This is a genomic window from Klebsiella sp. 141240, assembly GCF_050600805.1.
Classification (GTDB): Bacteria; Pseudomonadota; Gammaproteobacteria; order Enterobacterales; family Enterobacteriaceae; genus Klebsiella; species Klebsiella aerogenes.
In genome coordinates this window covers 35,495-52,088 of sequence record NZ_JAQIRK010000005.1, presented here as the reverse complement: position 1 = coordinate 52,088, position 16,594 = coordinate 35,495, and the positions used below count along the sequence as shown (strand labels likewise).

Here is a 16,594-nt window from a genome sequence, read left to right as displayed (position 1 = left end):
CGGCGATAATAACGATGCAAATATTAAAAAAACAGCTTTCGGTCAACAGTTACCCGTTCACCCTAACTCAGGCCATCATATTTACCTTAGCCACGACAATTCTCGTCGTGCTGCTGACGACATATGCTTTTCTCTACTACGAAGGTTATGCTTTTTTTGATGAGGTGAGTGAGGATATTCTGCGAGCGAAAAGAGTCAATATCGAGGAAGTCATCCACGATTATATTGATGTTCCCGCGCAATCGAACGCGATACTGGTTCATGCGATCGGACGTCAATCCAGTACTGCGATCCCGGTTCGCAGCCTGATCGGCGAAATGGTCAATACCACCAATAACGTCTTCAGCAACAAACATTATCTCAATCTGGTCGGATTTGGCGCAGTAAATGGCGATTTTATTCAAGTGGCGCGCGGCCAGGCCGAGTCGAATGATTATCTTGCGGTAAAAGATGCGCAAACAGGTCACCATCTGACGGCGTATAGCCACCTGACGGTGAACTCATTGGTAAAATCGGTGCTAGCGGATTATCAAACAACGCAGCGCGAATGGTATGCGGCGGTTGCCAAAGACCAGAGCTCGCACTGGACAAAACCCTTTCGCGATTATGAATATGAAAATGAAATTGGCGTTGCGTTCAGCTCGCCGGCATTCAATCGCCAGGGACAGTTTGTTGGCGTCGTCGCCAGCGAGTTGCACCTCAACGAACTAAATAAAAGCCTGGAAAAATTTAAACCCCATCCGGAAAGTATTCTGCTGATTGTTAATGAAAAAAATGAGCTCATTTCTTCATCAGTGCCATCATTGACGCGAAATATGCTGGCTGGGGGAAAACACTCACGGTTGAATCTACAAACGCTTGAAAACACTCATTTACCGGTTGTTGTGGCAGCCAGTCACACCTTAAAAACGCATAACCGCACGGGATTGCAGTTTTTTAGCTCCGGCAAAGAAGAATATTATGTTGATGCTTTCCCAATCACCGACCGTGATGACATACTGCACTGGACGGGGATTGTGATTAGCCCAGCGAGAATGATTACCCGTACCATCGTTAAATATATAGCTATCACCATGAGCATGCTGTTTGTCATTTTTACACTTGGTCTGCTGGTGGTTTTCTGTGGCCTGGCGAAGGTGGTAAAACCGCTGCGGGATATTGTCCGTAAAGCGGATCAGCTTGCGACGCACCGCTGGACGCCGCCAGATAATAAGCGTCATTTCCCGGAAATAGCCTCTCTGGAAACCACATTTATGGCGCTATCGCATAAGCTGGCGGAAAGTTTCGACGCCCAACGGCGCGAAATAGAAGAGGATAGAACCACCGGATTATTCTCGCGGACGGGGTTACTGCGTCAGACATCGCTATATCAAGGTAGAAACCTGCTCGCGCTGCTGCATATCAGTAATATGAACGCTATTATCAATTCCTTAAGTACGGAGTATGGTGAAAAATTCATTAGCGATTATATTCTTCGCCTGCGTAATTTACTGCCGACGAATACGCTGATCGCCCGCGATACAGTAGATAAGCTTATCGTGGTTTTTCCAGGACAAACTCAGCCAAAAGAGCATCAGCGCTACAGAGAACTGCTCTCCTCACTATTTATCGACGTCAATAATGAAGCGTCTCCTACGGCAAGCAAATACGTTTATACCGGCAATATTGGCCTGGTGACGACTGAGATCCACGCAGAGAATATTGAACAAACGTTGCGTGAGGCATGGATTGCATTACGCCATGCACAGAAACAGGGAAACGGCGTCGCGACGTTTTTCAGCGGCGAGATGCATGAGGCTGAGCTTTATAATATCCAACTCCATGAGCATCTTCATGATGCGATCCAGCAACATGAATTTCATCTGATGCTACAGCCAATTGTGGATTTGCAGGATCAAAGCGCTTTTCAGGAAGGAGAATGTTTGCTTCGCTGGCGCTCCGAAACGGTAGGCGAAATTCCTCCCCAGCGTTTCATCCCACTGGCGGAAGAGAGTGGGCTGATAATCCCGCTGGGGCGCTGGGTTATTGAAGAGGCCTGTCGGGAACTGTCCGCTATGATTCTCCGCGGGGCGCCGGCGAACTTTATTCTGCATATCAACGTATCGGCGATTCAACTCCTGCAACAGGATTTTGCCTGGCATTTAATGGATGTTATCTATCGTAATGGGCTGGTCACGGGCAATATTTGTCTTGAGATAACCGAACGGCTATTGATGAACGATGCTACCAGAATGAGCAGAATGATTGCTTATTTACGTCGCCATGGTATTGCCGTCGCGCTGGATGATTTTGGCGTCAATTTATCCAGCCTCTCTTATTTACATACGCTGCCCTTTGATAGCATCAAAATTGATCGCCGTTTGATCTGTCAATTCACCGATGATGACAAAGCGGAATCGGTGATTGCATCGCTGATTGTGCTGGCACAGGGTTTTAAGGTGCCCGTCGTTGCTGAGGGTATTGAAGATGAGGAGATAAAAGAGCAGTTACGCGACCTCGGTTGCCAGAAAGCGCAAGGATACCTGTTTAGTCATCCGGCGCCATTTGCCCACTTTCCCCTCAAGGCAAGTTCATTGACGGCGAGCGATAATCCATAGACAGAGAAATGTATCGCAGTGAAGCATTCATTTTGAAGTTAGTGTAGTATGTTCGCCCACGCAGGCGCGCGCGCTGTTTAACAGTGCTGACGAACGGCGCCTTAAAATGTGTAAAGTATTTATATAACAACAGGTTGGTGGTTTTAATGGCCTGTTGTCGCCAAAGCATATCAGACGCCTGGGAAGGCGACACCTAAAGGAAGCTCTATGAGCGAGAAATTACAGAAAGTGCTGGCTCGTGCTGGCCATGGCTCCCGCCGTGAAATTGAAACTATCATCGAAGCTGGCCGCGTCAGCGTGGATGGTAAGGTCGCAACCCTCGGCGATCGCGTAGAAATCGTGCCTGGTTTGAAAATTCGTATCGACGGCCATCTTATTTCGGTAAAAGAATCTGCCGAGCAGATTTGCCGCGTATTGGCCTATTACAAGCCAGAAGGCGAACTCTGCACCCGTAACGATCCGGAAGGGCGCCCGACGGTATTTGACCGTCTGCCGAAACTGCGCGGCGCGCGCTGGATTGCGGTGGGTCGCCTTGATGTGAACACCTGCGGCCTGCTGCTGTTTACCACCGATGGTGAACTGGCGAACCGTTTGATGCACCCGAGCCGCGAAGTCGAGCGTGAATACGCCGTTCGCGTTTTCGGCCAGGTTGATGAAGACAAGCTGCGCCAACTGGCGCGTGGCGTACAGTTAGAAGATGGCCCTGCAGCGTTTAAAACGATTAAGTTCACCGGCGGTGAAGGGATCAACCAATGGTATAACGTCACCTTGACCGAAGGGCGCAACCGCGAAGTGCGTCGCCTGTGGGAAGCCGTCGGCGTTCAGGTCAGCCGTCTTATTCGCGTACGCTACGGCGATATTCTGCTGCCGAAAGGCCTGCCGCGCGGCGGCTGGACGGAACTGGATCTGGCGCAAACCAACTATCTGCGTGAACTTGTGGAGCTGCCGGCGGAAACCGAAAGCAAAGTGGCGGTGGAGAAAGATCGCCGTCGCATGAAAGCGAATCAGATTCGGCGTGCCGTCAAGCGTCATAGCCAGACCAGCGGCAATCCGCGTCAGGGTAATAACGGCAACCGCCGTTCCAGCACTCGCAACAAGACCAACGGCTAATGCTGTACGTTCCGGCGGTTCCCGCCGGAACGCTCCTCTTTTTCCCTTCGCTTGTGACATTTTTCACACTTTTGCATAAAGACAAGAAACAGGAATTACGCAGACAAATAACGCAAAGTGATGTTATTAGCGTCGCCATATACTGTCGGCACTGATTACAAAAACAGGTAGCCCGCAATGAGTACAACAACAAAGTTATCGGCAAGCTATGTGGTCATCGGCGTAAAAGAAAAGATAGGCTATGGCTTAGGTGATTTCGCCTCTAATTTATCGTTCGGTTTTGTCTCGTTATTCTTACTGTTTTTTTATACAAATATTTATGGCATCAGCGCGGTACAGGCGAGCCTGATCTTTGTGATCGCCCGGGTGATTGATGCAATATTTAATATTTTGATTGGTTTTGCAATTGATAAGACGCAGAGTAAATATGGCAAGCTGCGTCCCTGGCTATTATATGGTGCGGTACCGTTAGGTTTTTTAACCGTGTTGTGTTTTGTGCCATTTGGCGGGGAAGCTAAATTTTATTTCGCGCTGGCTTCCTATACCATTTATTGCCTGGCATATACGGCGGTTAACACGCCTTATTCAGCATTGACCAACCGCCTGACGCAGCATGAAGCCTCGCGCTCGTCGCTGTCCGTGTACCGCTTTGTGTTGGCGATTGTCGGGTATCTGATTGTTTCCACAACCGCCGACTGGCTGATTTCGCCCTTTAACGACAAACAGATGGGCTATGTCTTTGCCGTTTCCTGCTTTGCGCTGTTAGCGACTTTTATGTTTCTTGCCTGTTTTGCCATGACCAAAGAACGAGTTGGCGAAGAGGATGAAATGAATGCGCCGACGCTTCGTGAAATGTTCCGTGCGGTATTAGGCAATGCTCCACTGATGCATCTGTCATTATTTACCGTATTTTTCTATATCGCCTATACCGTCTGGATGGCGATCGCCATTTACTTTATTAAATACATTATCGGCAGCGAAGGGTTTACCGCAACTTTCTTCATGATTCAATCAGGTGCTTATATCGTTGGAACCATCATTTCCGAGAAAGTGATTGCGCTGATAGGAAAAAAGAAAATGGCGCTTCTGGCGTTGTTAATTGGCGTGCTGGGGGTGCTGATGCAATATTTCATCGCTGGTAATAACCTGTGGCTGATAATGAGCGGTGTATGTCTTTACAGCATCACATTAGGTATGGGCTTTGTCGCCATGTGGTCGATGATTGCCGACACTGTCGAATATGCTGAATGGCATCACGGCGTACGCTCTGAAGGCGCAATCTACGGTTTCTTTAACTTTATCACCAAAATTGCGATGGCTATTGGCGGCGGTTGCGCGGGCTGGATGCTGGATCTCTATCACTATGATGCGGGTAATGTGACCAGCGATGCGATTAATGGCATCAATATTCTGATGACGCTCTTCCCCGGCGCGATGTTCGCTATCAGCGCCATCTTCGTAGCCTGCTACTCGTTGGATGAAAATACCTATCGCGATATCGTGCAAAAAATCAGCCTGCGTAAGCAAAACGCGCTTTAACCTCAAGGAGTCAGAGAGATGAATAACGATTTTAGTACCCTTATTGCCGCCATGTCGGTAGAGGAAAAAGTGGCGCTGCTGACCGGCAGTGGCCTGTGGCGTACGGCATCGTTGCCGCAGCATGGTATCCCCGATATCGTGATGACCGATGGTACCTATGGCGTGCGCTATAGCAGTGCGCAAATAGATGGCAATGAAAAGTGGAGCATGGATGACTTCATCTCGGTGATATCTCAAACCGCCGACCAGGCCAGCGCCGACGAGCCTGTCGCCAAGGGCGGCAGCGAAGCGTTGTTCAGCGCCTCGCTGCCGGCCACCTGTTTTCCGAATGGCTCCAGTCTGGCCTGTAGCTGGGATGTTGAACTGGTACGGGAGATGGGCGAAGCGCTGGGTCGCGAATGCCAACAGATGGGGGTGGGTATTCTATTGGGGCCGGGAATTAACATTCGGCGCACCCCGCTGGCTGGACGCGGCTATGAATACTATTCAGAGGACCCGGTCGTTAGTGGGGATATCGCCGCGGCGCTGATTAACGGCTTACAGGCCGAAGGCGTCGGCGCCAGCCTTAAACATTTTGCCGCCAATAACTCCGAGTATCGGCGTACCGAAATGGATTCGATTATTGAGGAGCGGGCGCTGCGTGAAATCTATCTCGCCGGATTTCAACGAGCGATCGCCAAATCCCAGCCCTGGACGGTGATGTCTTCTTATAACCGTCTTAATGGCGTTCAAACATCGCAGGATCCGTTCTTACTGACCCAGGTATTGCGTGAGGAATGGGGGTATGACGGTCTGGTGATGTCCGACTGGTACGGTATTAAAGATCGCCCGGCATCGCTGCTTGCCGGCAATGACCTGGCGATGCCGGAAACCAGGCGGGACAAACAAACCCTACTGGCGGCAATCTCTTGCGGCGAGGTTCCAATGCCGGTGGTAGACCGGGCTTGTTTGCGGATGCTTGAACTGGTCGATAAAGTGCAACGACATCGCCGGCCGCACACGCGCGCTGACTTTGCCGCACACCATGCGTTATCGCAGCGTTTAGCGGCAGAATCCATCGTATTGCTGAAAAATGAACACAACCTGCTGCCGCTGAAGCCACACAAAACGCCGCGCATCGCGGTGATCGGTAAGCCCGCTCAGGAGCCGGTGATACAGGGCTCAGGTTGCGCCACCACGGTTCCCTATTTACTTGACCGTCCGCTGGATGAAATTTTCGATCTTGCCGGGGATGACTTTAAGGTCTCGTGGGCGCCGGGCGCGCCAGACGACAGTCAAAGCGATGAGCAGGCTCTGGCGCAGGCGCGCGATGTCGCCGCTGCCGCCGACGTAGCAGTGGTTTTTGTCAGCACGGCGGTCGGTGAGGATGGCGAGAATGGCGATCGCCAGGATCTGAATATTCTGCCCGCGCATGAACGGCTGATCCGCGAGGTCGCTGCGGTACAGCCAAACGTGGTGGTGGTGCTGGCCAACAGCGACGCGGTGGTGATGCCATGGCTTGGCGAATGCCGGGCGCTGCTGGAAACCTTCTTCGCTGGACAGGGGATGGGGCGAGCCGTTGCTGAAATTCTGTTCGGTAAATGCAACCCCTGCGGTAAGCTGACCGTAACGGTGCCAAATACGCTCGAAGAGACGCCCGCCTGGCTACAGTATCCGGGGGAAAACCTGCGCCATCATTATGGCGAGGGATTATTTGTCGGCTATCGCTATTACGATAAACGCTGTCTTTCGCCGCGTTTCCCGTTTGGCTTTGGCCTGAGCTATACCCAATTCCGCTATGCCAATCTTTCGCTCTCCGCCTCGCGGCTTGCCGAAGGCGAAACCCTGCATGTAGCGTTTGATTTAACGAATATCGGCGACTGTGAGGGCAAGGAGATTGTACAATTGTACGTTGCGGCCCCGGAGGGAGAACTGATCCGCGAGGTTCGCGCGCTGAAAGCCTTTAGCAAAGTGTCGTTGCTGGCGGGAGAAACGCGTCGTGTCGCGCTCGCGCTGCCCGTCGCTGATTTAGCTTGCTATCATCCGGGGCTGGCGGATTGGCTGGTGACGCCAGGGCAGTGGCAAATCTACGTGGGCGCCTCGTCACGCGATCTTCCATTAACGGCAAGCGTTGAGATTGATTGCCCTGCGCGCTACGTACCGCTGCGCGACGACAATTCTCTCCAACAGCTTATTCAACAGCCGGAAGCCTTTGCCCGCGTGGTGGCGCTGATTTCGGCGAAAAGCGGCGTAGCGCCAGACCAGGTACGTGAAAAGCTTATCCGCCTGGCGCCGGATCTGTTCTGTGGTTTGCTCATTGCATTGACTGAATTCCTGGCGCTGGATATCGACCGCGATGAACTCAATGCCGTGCTGGCGGATCATCAATAACAAAAGTTCAGGAGGTAACCCGTGTTCCCGTTTTCAGTGACGCATCCTCGTCAGGTAACGCAAAGCGGGCAGCCGGCGACCGGTAGCGGTTATGAGCTGATCGCCTTCGACGCTGAGAAACTCAACGTTTTTGCCGCTGAGGTGCGCTACTGCGAACCTCACTGGCACCCGGCGCCGGAGCTTATCACCGTCCTGCATGGCGGTTTTACGCTGGCCGTCGGCCAGCGGGAGTGGCTACTACGCGAGGGCGATATGTTGTATATCAACGCGGAGGAAGTGCATTCACTCAGCGCGGAGATGGCCGGTAGCCAACTGGTCACCGTGCAGTTTTCGCCGGGTCTGTTTGATGAAATGCATCCCTCTCCGCGGCTGGAATGGTGCACCGCCGGGCGTGTTGCGCAGAATGCGGATTGGCAGGTGCGCCAGCGGCTCACGGCGCTGCTGCAACAGCTAGTCGATAACCGTACGCCATTCCAGCGTATCGCAGCGATATATTTGCTGCTTGATGCATTGGTGACGGCAGGCGAGCCGCAGGAGCGGGAGGAGAGTTCGCTACGCGAAGAGTCGATGATTAAAAAAGGCATCGATTATATTAATCTGCATTACGACCGGCCACTGACGTTAAGCGAAGTGGCCGAGCACAGCGGGATGAGCTATTCGTGGTTTTCCCGGCTGTTTAAGCGGGTGAGTCGTTACAACTTTAAAGAGTATCTGACCCTGGTACGGCTGAATAAGGCTCGTAATCTACTACGCGATACGCGCACGCCGATCACCGAAATCAGCCATAGCTGCGGTTTTCAGGAGCACAAATACCTGATAGCCGCCTTTAACAAATACTGCGGACTGACGCCGACCGAATACCGCAAACGCTTTGTTTCGCGGCAAAACGTCCTCGACCAGCAACTGGCGCTCGGCGAGGACTGTTTGTGTCTGCCGCTCAATAGCCAGCTCCTGGCCCGACTGGCGCTTAGTAATCAATCCCCATCTGCGCTTTAACCCCGGCGTCAAAGGCGTGTTTTACCGGGCGTAGCTCGCTGACGGTGTCGGCTATCTCAATGATCTCGCGGTGGCAGCCGCGGCCGGTAATCATCACCGTTTGATGCGCTGGACGGTTGCGCAGCGCCGTCAGCACCTCTTCCAGCGGCAGATAATCATAGGCCACCATGTAGGTAAGTTCATCCAGCAGCACCAGATCCAGGCTGTCGTCGGCCAGCATTCGGCGCCCGTGCTGCCAGACATCGAGGCAGGCGGCGGTATCGCTGTCGCGATTTTGCGTATCCCAGGTAAAGCCGGTGGCCATGACCTGAAACTCCACGCCGTGCGGCTCCAGCAAATTGCGCTCGCCGTTAGGCCAGGTACCTTTGATAAACTGCACCACGCCGGCTTTTTTGCCGTGTCCAACCGCGCGGGTGACGGTACCGAAGGCGGCAGTCGTTTTGCCTTTGCCGTTACCGGTAAAGACCATGATTAGCCCGCGTTCTTGCTGGGCGGCGGCGACCCGCGCATCGACTTTGTCTTTTACCCGCTGCTGGCGCTCGCGGTAGCGTTGATCGCTCATTGGGAGATCCCTGGTTTACGCCCCGGCTGGGCATCAAAGGTCATACCGGTTTTACGCCGGCTATCGTCGCCCATCAACCATAAATAGACCGGCATGATATCGGCGGGGGTTTTCAGCTTTTGCGGATCTTCGGTCGGGAAGGCGCTGGCGCGCATTTTGGTACGCGTCCCGCCAGGATTGATACAATTTACCCGCAGATGACGGCTTTGGTACTCTTCGGCCAGAACCTGCATCATCCCTTCGGTGGCGAATTTAGAGGCCGCGTAGGCGCCCCAGTTGGCGCGGCCCTGGCGGCCAACGCTGGAAGAGGTAAACACCAGCGAGCCGGAATCGGACTTGAGTAATAAAGGAAGAAGCGCCTGGGTGAGCATAAACGTGCCGTTAACGTTTACCTGCATCACCTGCTGCCATACCTCAGGATCCTGCTGATCCATCGGACATACGTCGCCGAGCAGGCCCGCGTTGTGCAGTACGCCGTCAAGGCGCGGGTAGTGAATGGCGATTTTCTGCGCCAGCTGCTGGCACTCCTGCGGCGTGCATGTCAACAGGTCGAGAGTGAACCAGCGCGCGGCAATGCCGCCGGCCTGTTCAATTTCTTGCGCGACGGCGCGCAGCTTTTCTTCATTACGGCCGACCAGTACTACGCTTGCGCTGTAGCGCGCATAGGTGAGGGCGGCTTCGCGGCCGATGCCGTCGCTGGCGCCGGTGACCAGAATGATACGGTCTTTAAGTAGGTGATATTGCGGTTGATAATGCACGGCGACTCCTCTGCTGGCCTGCGTACGGCCACATCTTATTCGGTATCTTACTTTTGCGCTTTATGCCTTAAACGATTGATGATTGCAATCAGTCAAAGGGAAAGTCTTCGCAGAATTAATATCTTGCAACGATTTCATTGCGACAAAAAAAACGGGAATGCGCCTCGCAGCGCACGGAAAGCGCAGAGACTTGATGATAAAGGCTGATGTACACTGTGCGTCAACGTCAGTGCTTTACACAAGGTGAAAACGTGGAATTACTTGCTCAATACGGCTTATTTTTAGCCAAGGCTGCGACTATCGTCGTCGCCATTGCGGTTATCGCCGCCATAATCGTTAATCTGACTCAGCGTAAGAAGCAGCGCGGCGAGCTGCGGGTAACGAATCTTAGCGAGCAATATAAGGAGATGAAAGAAGAGCTGGCGGTGGCGCTGCTGGATGGCCCGCAGCAAAAACTCTGGCATAAAGCGCAGAAGAAAAAACATAAGCAGGAAGCCAAAGAGGCCAAAGCGCGGGCAAAATTGGGCACCGCGGAACCCAGCGGCAAGGCGCGTATCTGGGTGCTGGATTTTAAAGGCAGCATGGATGCCCACGAGGTAAGCGGTCTGCGCGAAGAAATCACGGCGGTGCTGGCTTCGGCGAAGGCGCGTGACCAGGTGGTGGTGCGTCTGGAAAGCCCCGGCGGCGTGGTTCACGGTTATGGTCTGGCAGCTTCGCAGCTGCAGCGCTTACGTGATAAACAGATCCCGCTGACGGTTGCGGTCGATAAGGTCGCTGCCAGCGGCGGCTATATGATGGCCTGTGTGGCGAACAAAATCGTCTGTGCGCCGTTTGCTATTCTTGGCTCGATTGGCGTAGTGGCGCAGATCCCCAACATCAATCGCTTCCTGAAAAACAAAGATATCGATATTGAACTCCATACCGCCGGGCAATATAAACGCACGTTAACCATGTTGGGCGAAAATACCGAGGAAGGTCGGCAGAAATTCCGCGAAGATCTCAATGAAACCCATCAGCTTTTTAAAGATTTCGTGCATCAGATGCGCCCGTCGCTGGATATCGAAAAGGTAGCGACCGGCGAGCACTGGTACGGCGTGCAGGCGTTGGAAAAAGGGCTGGCGGATGCGGTACAAACCAGCGATGAACTCCTGTTGAGCATGATGGATAACCACGAAGTCATTAGCGTGCGTTATCAGCAGCGTAAGAAGTTGCTCGACCGCGTTACCGGTAGCGCGGCGGAAAGCGCTGACCGTCTATTGTTGCGCTGGTGGCAGCGTGGACAAAAACCGTTAATGTAATATGTAATTAAAACAACGCGAGGCTGATACCTCGCGTTGCTGTTTCTGGCTGGCTTAAGCCGAGAGCCGGTCCATCAATGACTGGCGATTAATCGACCAGGTGATACTTATCTGACAACTCATGAGCGAGATACTTGAACATGTTGAATACGGCAGTGCTCTTCGCCGTCGGTAAACCTTGTTCATCAAGATAAAACTCGCCGCTGAACACCAAAACCCCGTTACGCTGAACGACGTTGGTGGCTTCAATTCCGGCTAACGTATCTTCATGATCGCGAATGAGTTGGTTGGCAATTTCAAGTAACGCCTGGCGTTCGATGGGTTGGGTTGTACCTTGCATAACGGACTCCTGTAGTTCTTCGCGGGTAGTCTACGCCGCGAGAGGGCAACGGGCAAATTTTCCATTGATTGTACAGGGGTAATTGTAACCGGCTAAGAAACATCACTTTACTGGCGGAGTTGGCTTTTGCATGCTAATAAAGTTGCGTAACGAATTTTATCAGGTACAGTGTGACGCTTTCAGCGATCTGGCAACAGATTTGCTTGACATTCGGCCAAAAATTCTTCGTGCTATGCAACCTGGCTCGCAAAAGCCAGCAAACTCAGCTATCTGGTTTTATGGATGTGAAACTGGGCGTGCAGAGGGTTGATATCCATCGACGTGGCCGCAACATATCAGGCACGTCGCTAGTGGATGGTGAATCAATGTGCGATGTATTCCTGGATGAATTAAATTAGGTAAAGGTGAATATGGGTAAAGCTCTCGTTATCGTTGAGTCCCCGGCAAAAGCCAAAACGATCAATAAGTATCTGGGTAATGACTACGTGGTGAAATCCAGCGTCGGTCATATCCGCGATTTGCCGACCAGTGGCTCAGCTTCCAAAAAGAGCGCCGACTCTACCTCCACCAAAGGGGCTAAAAAGCCTAAAAAGGATGAACGTGGCGCTCTGGTCAACCGCATGGGCGTGGACCCATGGCATGACTGGAATGCGCATTATGAAGTACTTCCGGGTAAAGAAAAGGTAGTTTCAGAACTCAAACAGTTGGCGGAAAAAGCCGACCACATCTATCTCGCAACCGACCTTGACCGCGAAGGGGAAGCCATTGCCTGGCACCTGCGGGAAGTTATCGGTGGTGATGAGCAACGTTACAGCCGCGTGGTGTTCAACGAAATCACCAAAAACGCGATTCGCCAGGCCTTTGAGAAGCCGGGCGAGCTGAATATCGATCGTGTTAATGCCCAGCAGGCGCGCCGCTTTATGGACCGCGTGGTGGGGTATATGGTTTCTCCACTGCTGTGGAAAAAAATTGCGCGCGGTCTGTCCGCTGGCCGCGTGCAGTCTGTCGCAGTCCGTCTGGTCGTTGAACGCGAACGCGAAATTAAAGCCTTCGTTCCGGAAGAGTTCTGGGAGATCGACGCCAGTACTACCACGCCGGGCGGCGATGCATTACCGCTGCAGGTAACTCACAAGAATGACAAGCCGTTCCGTCCGGTTAACCGCGACGAAACCATGGCTGCCGTCGCGCTGCTGGAAAAAGCGCGATATAGCGTGCTGGAGCGCGAAGATAAGCCGACCAGCAGCAAGCCGGGCGCGCCATTTATCACCTCCACGCTGCAGCAGGCCGCCAGTACCCGTCTTGGCTTCGGCGTGAAGAAAACCATGATGATGGCCCAGCGTTTGTATGAAGCCGGCCATATTACCTACATGCGTACCGACTCTACCAACCTGAGTCAGGATGCGCTGAACATGGTTCGCGGCTATATCGGCGACAACTTTGGCAAAAAATATCTGCCTGAAAGCGCTAATCAGTACGCCAGCAAAGAAAATTCACAGGAAGCGCACGAAGCGATACGTCCTTCTGACGTGAACGTGATGGCGGAATCGCTGAAAGACATGGAAGCCGATGCGCAGAAATTATACCAACTGATTTGGCGTCAGTTCGTCGCCTGTCAGATGACGCCGGCAAAATACGACTCAACCACCCTGACGGTACAGGCTGGAGAGTTCAAACTGAAAGCCCGCGGTCGTACGCTGCGCTTTGACGGCTGGACGAAAGTGATGCCAGCGCTGCGTAAAGGCGATGAAGACCGTACGTTACCGGTGGTCAATCAGGGCGACAGCCTGAGCCTGGTGGAACTGACCCCAGCGCAGCACTTCACCAAACCGCCTGCGCGTTTCAGCGAAGCCTCGCTGGTGAAAGAGCTGGAAAAACGCGGCATCGGTCGTCCGTCCACTTATGCGTCGATCATTTCGACCATTCAGGACCGCGGCTATGTACGCGCCGAGAACCGTCGCTTTTACGCTGAAAAGATGGGCGAAATCGTCACCGATCGTCTGGAAGAGAACTTCCGCGATCTGATGAACTACGATTTTACCGCACAGATGGAAGACCGCCTCGATCAGGTGGCTAATCATCAGGCCGAGTGGAAACAGGTACTGGATAACTTCTTCGGCGATTTCACCTCCCAGCTACAAACGGCTGAGAAGGATCCTGAAGAGGGCGGCATGCAGCCGAACCCAATGGTGCTGACCAGCATCGACTGTCCGACCTGCGGGCGTAAAATGGGCATTCGTACTGCCAGCACCGGGGTATTCCTCGGTTGCTCTGGCTACGCGCTGTCGCCGAAAGAACGTTGCAAAACCACTATCAACCTGGTACCGGAAAACGAAGTTCTCAACGTGCTGGAAGGCGATGATGCCGAAACCAACGCGCTGCGCGCTAAACGTCGCTGTCAGAAATGCGGCACCGCGATGGACAGCTACCTTATCGATCCGAAGCGTAAACTGCATGTCTGCGGCAACAACCCGACCTGCGATGGCTACGAGATTGAAGAGGGCGAGTTCCGTATCAAAGGTTATGACGGCCCTATCGTGGAGTGTGAGAAATGCGGCTCTGAAATGCACCTGAAAATGGGGCGTTTTGGTAAGTACATGGCTTGCACCAACGACGAATGTAAAAATACGCGTAAGATCCTGCGTAATGGCGAAGTGGCTCCGCCGAAGGAAGATCCGGTGCCTTTACCGGAACTGCCATGCGAGAAGTCCGACGCTTACTTCGTCCTGCGCGATGGCGCGGCGGGCGTTTTCCTGGCGGCAAACACCTTCCCGAAATCACGTGAGACGCGTGCGCCATTAGTGGAAGAGTTGTACCGCTTCCGCGATCGTCTGCCTGAAAAGCTGCGCTATCTGGCCGATGCGCCGCAGCAGGATCCGGAAGGCAATAAAACGCTGGTACGCTTTAGTCGTAAGACCAAGCAACAGTACGTCTCCTCCGAGAAAGAGGGTAAAGCGACCGGCTGGTCCGCCTTCTTTATCGACGGTAAATGGACTGAAGCGAAAAAGTAACCTTCTCAATGGGCCGCAATGCGGCCCATTTTCTCTCCTGTTTTCCTCGTATTACCGCCTCGTGGCTCCCACGTTATAACCGACTTATTATTTTTTGTTAGCATCTATACACTGTAGATATAAATGATATAGTGGTTATAGCGAATCACTTTTTTATTATCAAATCGTCTTATACATCATCGTTTCAGGACGCATTGTGGCGCTGGTTCGGCGCGCCGCAGGGAATGTCTGGCGTTTTGCCGCCGGCAGGCAGCAGTCTGAACATAATGGGTATTAAGCGGATTCATTTGACGCGTTTACGGATATCAGCCATGAAACTACAGCAACTCCGCTACATCGTTGAGGTTGTTAACCATAACCTGAATGTCTCCTCTACCGCCGAAGGCTTGTATACTTCGCAGCCTGGCATCAGCAAGCAGGTGCGCATGCTGGAAGATGAGTTGGGAATTCAGATATTTGCCCGCAGCGGTAAGCATTTAACTCAGGTCACTCCAGCCGGGCAGGAAATTATTCGCATCGCGCGCGAAGTGCTGTCCAAAGTTGAGGCTATTAAATCCGTGGCAGGGGAGCACACCTGGCCGGATAAAGGCTCATTGTACGTTGCCACCACCCACACGCAGGCGCGTTATGCGCTGCCTGGGGTGATTAAGGGCTTTATTGAGCGTTATCCTCGGGTTTCTTTGCATATGCATCAGGGATCGCCGACGCAGATTGCAGAAGCGGTTTCTAAGGGCAATGCTGACTTTGCGATTGCTACCGAAGCGCTGCATCTGTACGACGATTTGGTGATGCTGCCGTGCTACCACTGGAACCGTTCCATTGTGGTGACCCCGGATCACCCGCTCGCTTCAAAAGGTTCGGTGACCATTGAAGAGCTCGCGCAGTACCCGCTGGTGACTTATACCTTCGGCTTCACCGGGCGTTCCGAGCTGGATACCGCGTTTAATCGCGCCGGGCTCACTCCGCGTATCGTCTTCACGGCGACTGATGCCGATGTTATCAAAACCTATGTGCGTTTAGGGCTTGGCGTTGGGGTCATTGCCAGCATGGCGGTCGATCCGGTGTCCGATCCGGACCTGGTAAAACTTGATGCCAATGGTATTTTCAGCCATAGCACCACCAAGATAGGCTTCCGCCGAAGCACTTTCCTCAGAAGTTATATGTATGATTTTATTCAGCGTTTTGCGCCACATCTGACGCGGGATGTGGTAGATACGGCCGTGGCGCTACGTTCGAATGAGGATATAGAGGCGATGTTCAAAGATATTAAACTGCCGGAAAAATAATCGTATCGATAAATGGCATTTCCTCTGGGGAGTGCCATTTTCTATTATGGACCTTATCAGAACTTATAAACCTCGTTGTAATCACATTTCTGCGGATTTTACTTCATCCCTTTTCCATTATACCCGCTGCGATCAAAATAACGGTTAAAAGCCTTTTAGCTGTTCCTGAATTAGCTGGATCTATTTTATATATCTTATTAAGATTTATCTGTACCTGATGATTTTAGCAATTGGTGGTGATGAAATGATAAACAATATCGATTATGCAAAGCTCGCGATGTCGTACGAACGTCATAAAGCGGAAATCGATCCAACGCTGCGCAGTCAGGTTTGGGGCTCGCTACTGATGGGGCTTAGCGCTTTCTGGTGCATCGTTGCATTATTCATCTGGATTATTAGCTAAAGCAGTTTATCAGAGAAGGTTATATTTCACTTTTGTGACAAAAGGAGGTTGGTAAAATTAGCACCCGGAATTGTGGAACACGGTGGAAGAAATTATTTTCCGACTTATCAGCTTTAAATGTTAATCCATCCTGAGCTAATCATTGCATATCGGTGATTAGCTCTTTTTCTATTCCCGCTTAGTGAACAGGTTTGGAACTTACTCACCCTCATCAAATATATCCGTGCTGTAATACTATTCTCGTCAAAATTTCTGAACTGTACGGTTTTGTCAATTTTAGCAATTTGAGTTGTTATCAAAGTGTTATGCCAAGTTTGTGTTATCTTT

Annotated in this window: 12 protein-coding genes; 9 read left to right on the top strand and 3 right to left on the bottom strand. The window is 52.3% G+C overall.

The window, feature by feature from the left end:
* Positions 1 to 14 precede the first annotated feature (14 nt).
* The 5 genes from PGQ95_RS11110 to PGQ95_RS11090 all read left to right on the top strand — a co-directional run bounded on the left by PGQ95_RS11110 (position 15) and on the right by PGQ95_RS11090 (position 8,612).
* Entirely contained in the window at positions 15 to 2,597 is a 2,583-nt protein-coding gene (locus PGQ95_RS11110; RefSeq protein ID WP_430918087.1) for a bifunctional diguanylate cyclase/phosphodiesterase, read from the top strand.
* Between the two features lie 207 nt (positions 2,598 to 2,804).
* Entirely contained in the window at positions 2,805 to 3,707 is a 903-nt protein-coding gene (gene rluB, locus PGQ95_RS11105) for a 23S rRNA pseudouridine(2605) synthase RluB (RefSeq protein ID WP_045393170.1), read from the top strand.
* Between the two features lie 177 nt (positions 3,708 to 3,884).
* Positions 3,885 to 5,246, top strand: coding sequence for an MFS transporter (locus PGQ95_RS11100; protein WP_430918085.1), 1,362 nt, complete (start codon positions 3,885 to 3,887; stop codon positions 5,244 to 5,246).
* Between the two features lie 18 nt (positions 5,247 to 5,264).
* A complete protein-coding gene (locus tag PGQ95_RS11095; protein WP_430918083.1) occupies positions 5,265 to 7,616 on the top strand; it encodes a beta-glucosidase family protein in 2,352 nt (783 codons plus the stop codon).
* Positions 7,617 to 7,637: 21 nt separating this feature from the next.
* On the top strand, positions 7,638 to 8,612 hold the full coding sequence (locus PGQ95_RS11090) for a helix-turn-helix transcriptional regulator (protein WP_271032385.1): 975 nt from the start codon (positions 7,638 to 7,640) through the stop codon (positions 8,610 to 8,612).
* On the opposite strand, the gene cobO is transcribed toward PGQ95_RS11090, so the two are convergent.
* On the bottom strand, positions 8,584 to 9,174 hold the full coding sequence (cobO, locus tag PGQ95_RS11085) for a cob(I)yrinic acid a,c-diamide adenosyltransferase (protein WP_015366219.1): 591 nt from the start codon (positions 9,172 to 9,174) through the stop codon (positions 8,584 to 8,586). The two genes, PGQ95_RS11090 and cobO, sit on opposite strands and share 29 nt — an antisense overlap.
* Positions 9,171 to 9,932, bottom strand: a complete 762-nt coding sequence (locus PGQ95_RS11080) for a YciK family oxidoreductase (RefSeq protein WP_087859373.1) — start codon at positions 9,930 to 9,932, stop codon at positions 9,171 to 9,173. The genes cobO and PGQ95_RS11080 overlap by 4 nt, the downstream gene beginning before the upstream one ends.
* Before the next feature lie 251 nt (positions 9,933 to 10,183).
* On the opposite strand from PGQ95_RS11080, the gene sohB reads away from it, so the two are divergent.
* Entirely contained in the window at positions 10,184 to 11,230 is a 1,047-nt protein-coding gene (gene sohB, locus PGQ95_RS11075; RefSeq protein ID WP_063447169.1) for a protease SohB, read from the top strand.
* 88 nt (positions 11,231 to 11,318) lie between these two features.
* On the opposite strand, the gene PGQ95_RS11070 is transcribed toward sohB, so the two are convergent.
* Positions 11,319 to 11,570, bottom strand: coding sequence for a YciN family protein (locus PGQ95_RS11070; RefSeq protein WP_015366222.1), 252 nt, complete (start codon positions 11,568 to 11,570; stop codon positions 11,319 to 11,321).
* Positions 11,571 to 11,980: 410 nt separating this feature from the next.
* On the opposite strand from PGQ95_RS11070, the gene topA reads away from it, so the two are divergent.
* The 3 genes from topA to PGQ95_RS11055 all read left to right on the top strand — a co-directional run bounded on the left by topA (position 11,981) and on the right by PGQ95_RS11055 (position 16,267).
* Positions 11,981 to 14,578, top strand: coding sequence for a type I DNA topoisomerase (gene topA, locus PGQ95_RS11065; RefSeq protein ID WP_045393156.1), 2,598 nt, complete (start codon positions 11,981 to 11,983; stop codon positions 14,576 to 14,578).
* A 311-nt stretch (positions 14,579 to 14,889) separates the two neighbouring features.
* The gene (gene cysB / locus PGQ95_RS11060; protein WP_015705738.1) at positions 14,890 to 15,864 is read left to right on the top strand and encodes an HTH-type transcriptional regulator CysB; all 975 of its coding nucleotides are present in this window, start codon (positions 14,890 to 14,892) and stop codon (positions 15,862 to 15,864) included.
* A 244-nt stretch (positions 15,865 to 16,108) separates the two neighbouring features.
* The gene (locus PGQ95_RS11055; RefSeq protein WP_072056445.1) at positions 16,109 to 16,267 is read left to right on the top strand and encodes a YmiA family putative membrane protein; all 159 of its coding nucleotides are present in this window, start codon (positions 16,109 to 16,111) and stop codon (positions 16,265 to 16,267) included.
* Positions 16,268 to 16,594 lie beyond the last annotated feature (327 nt).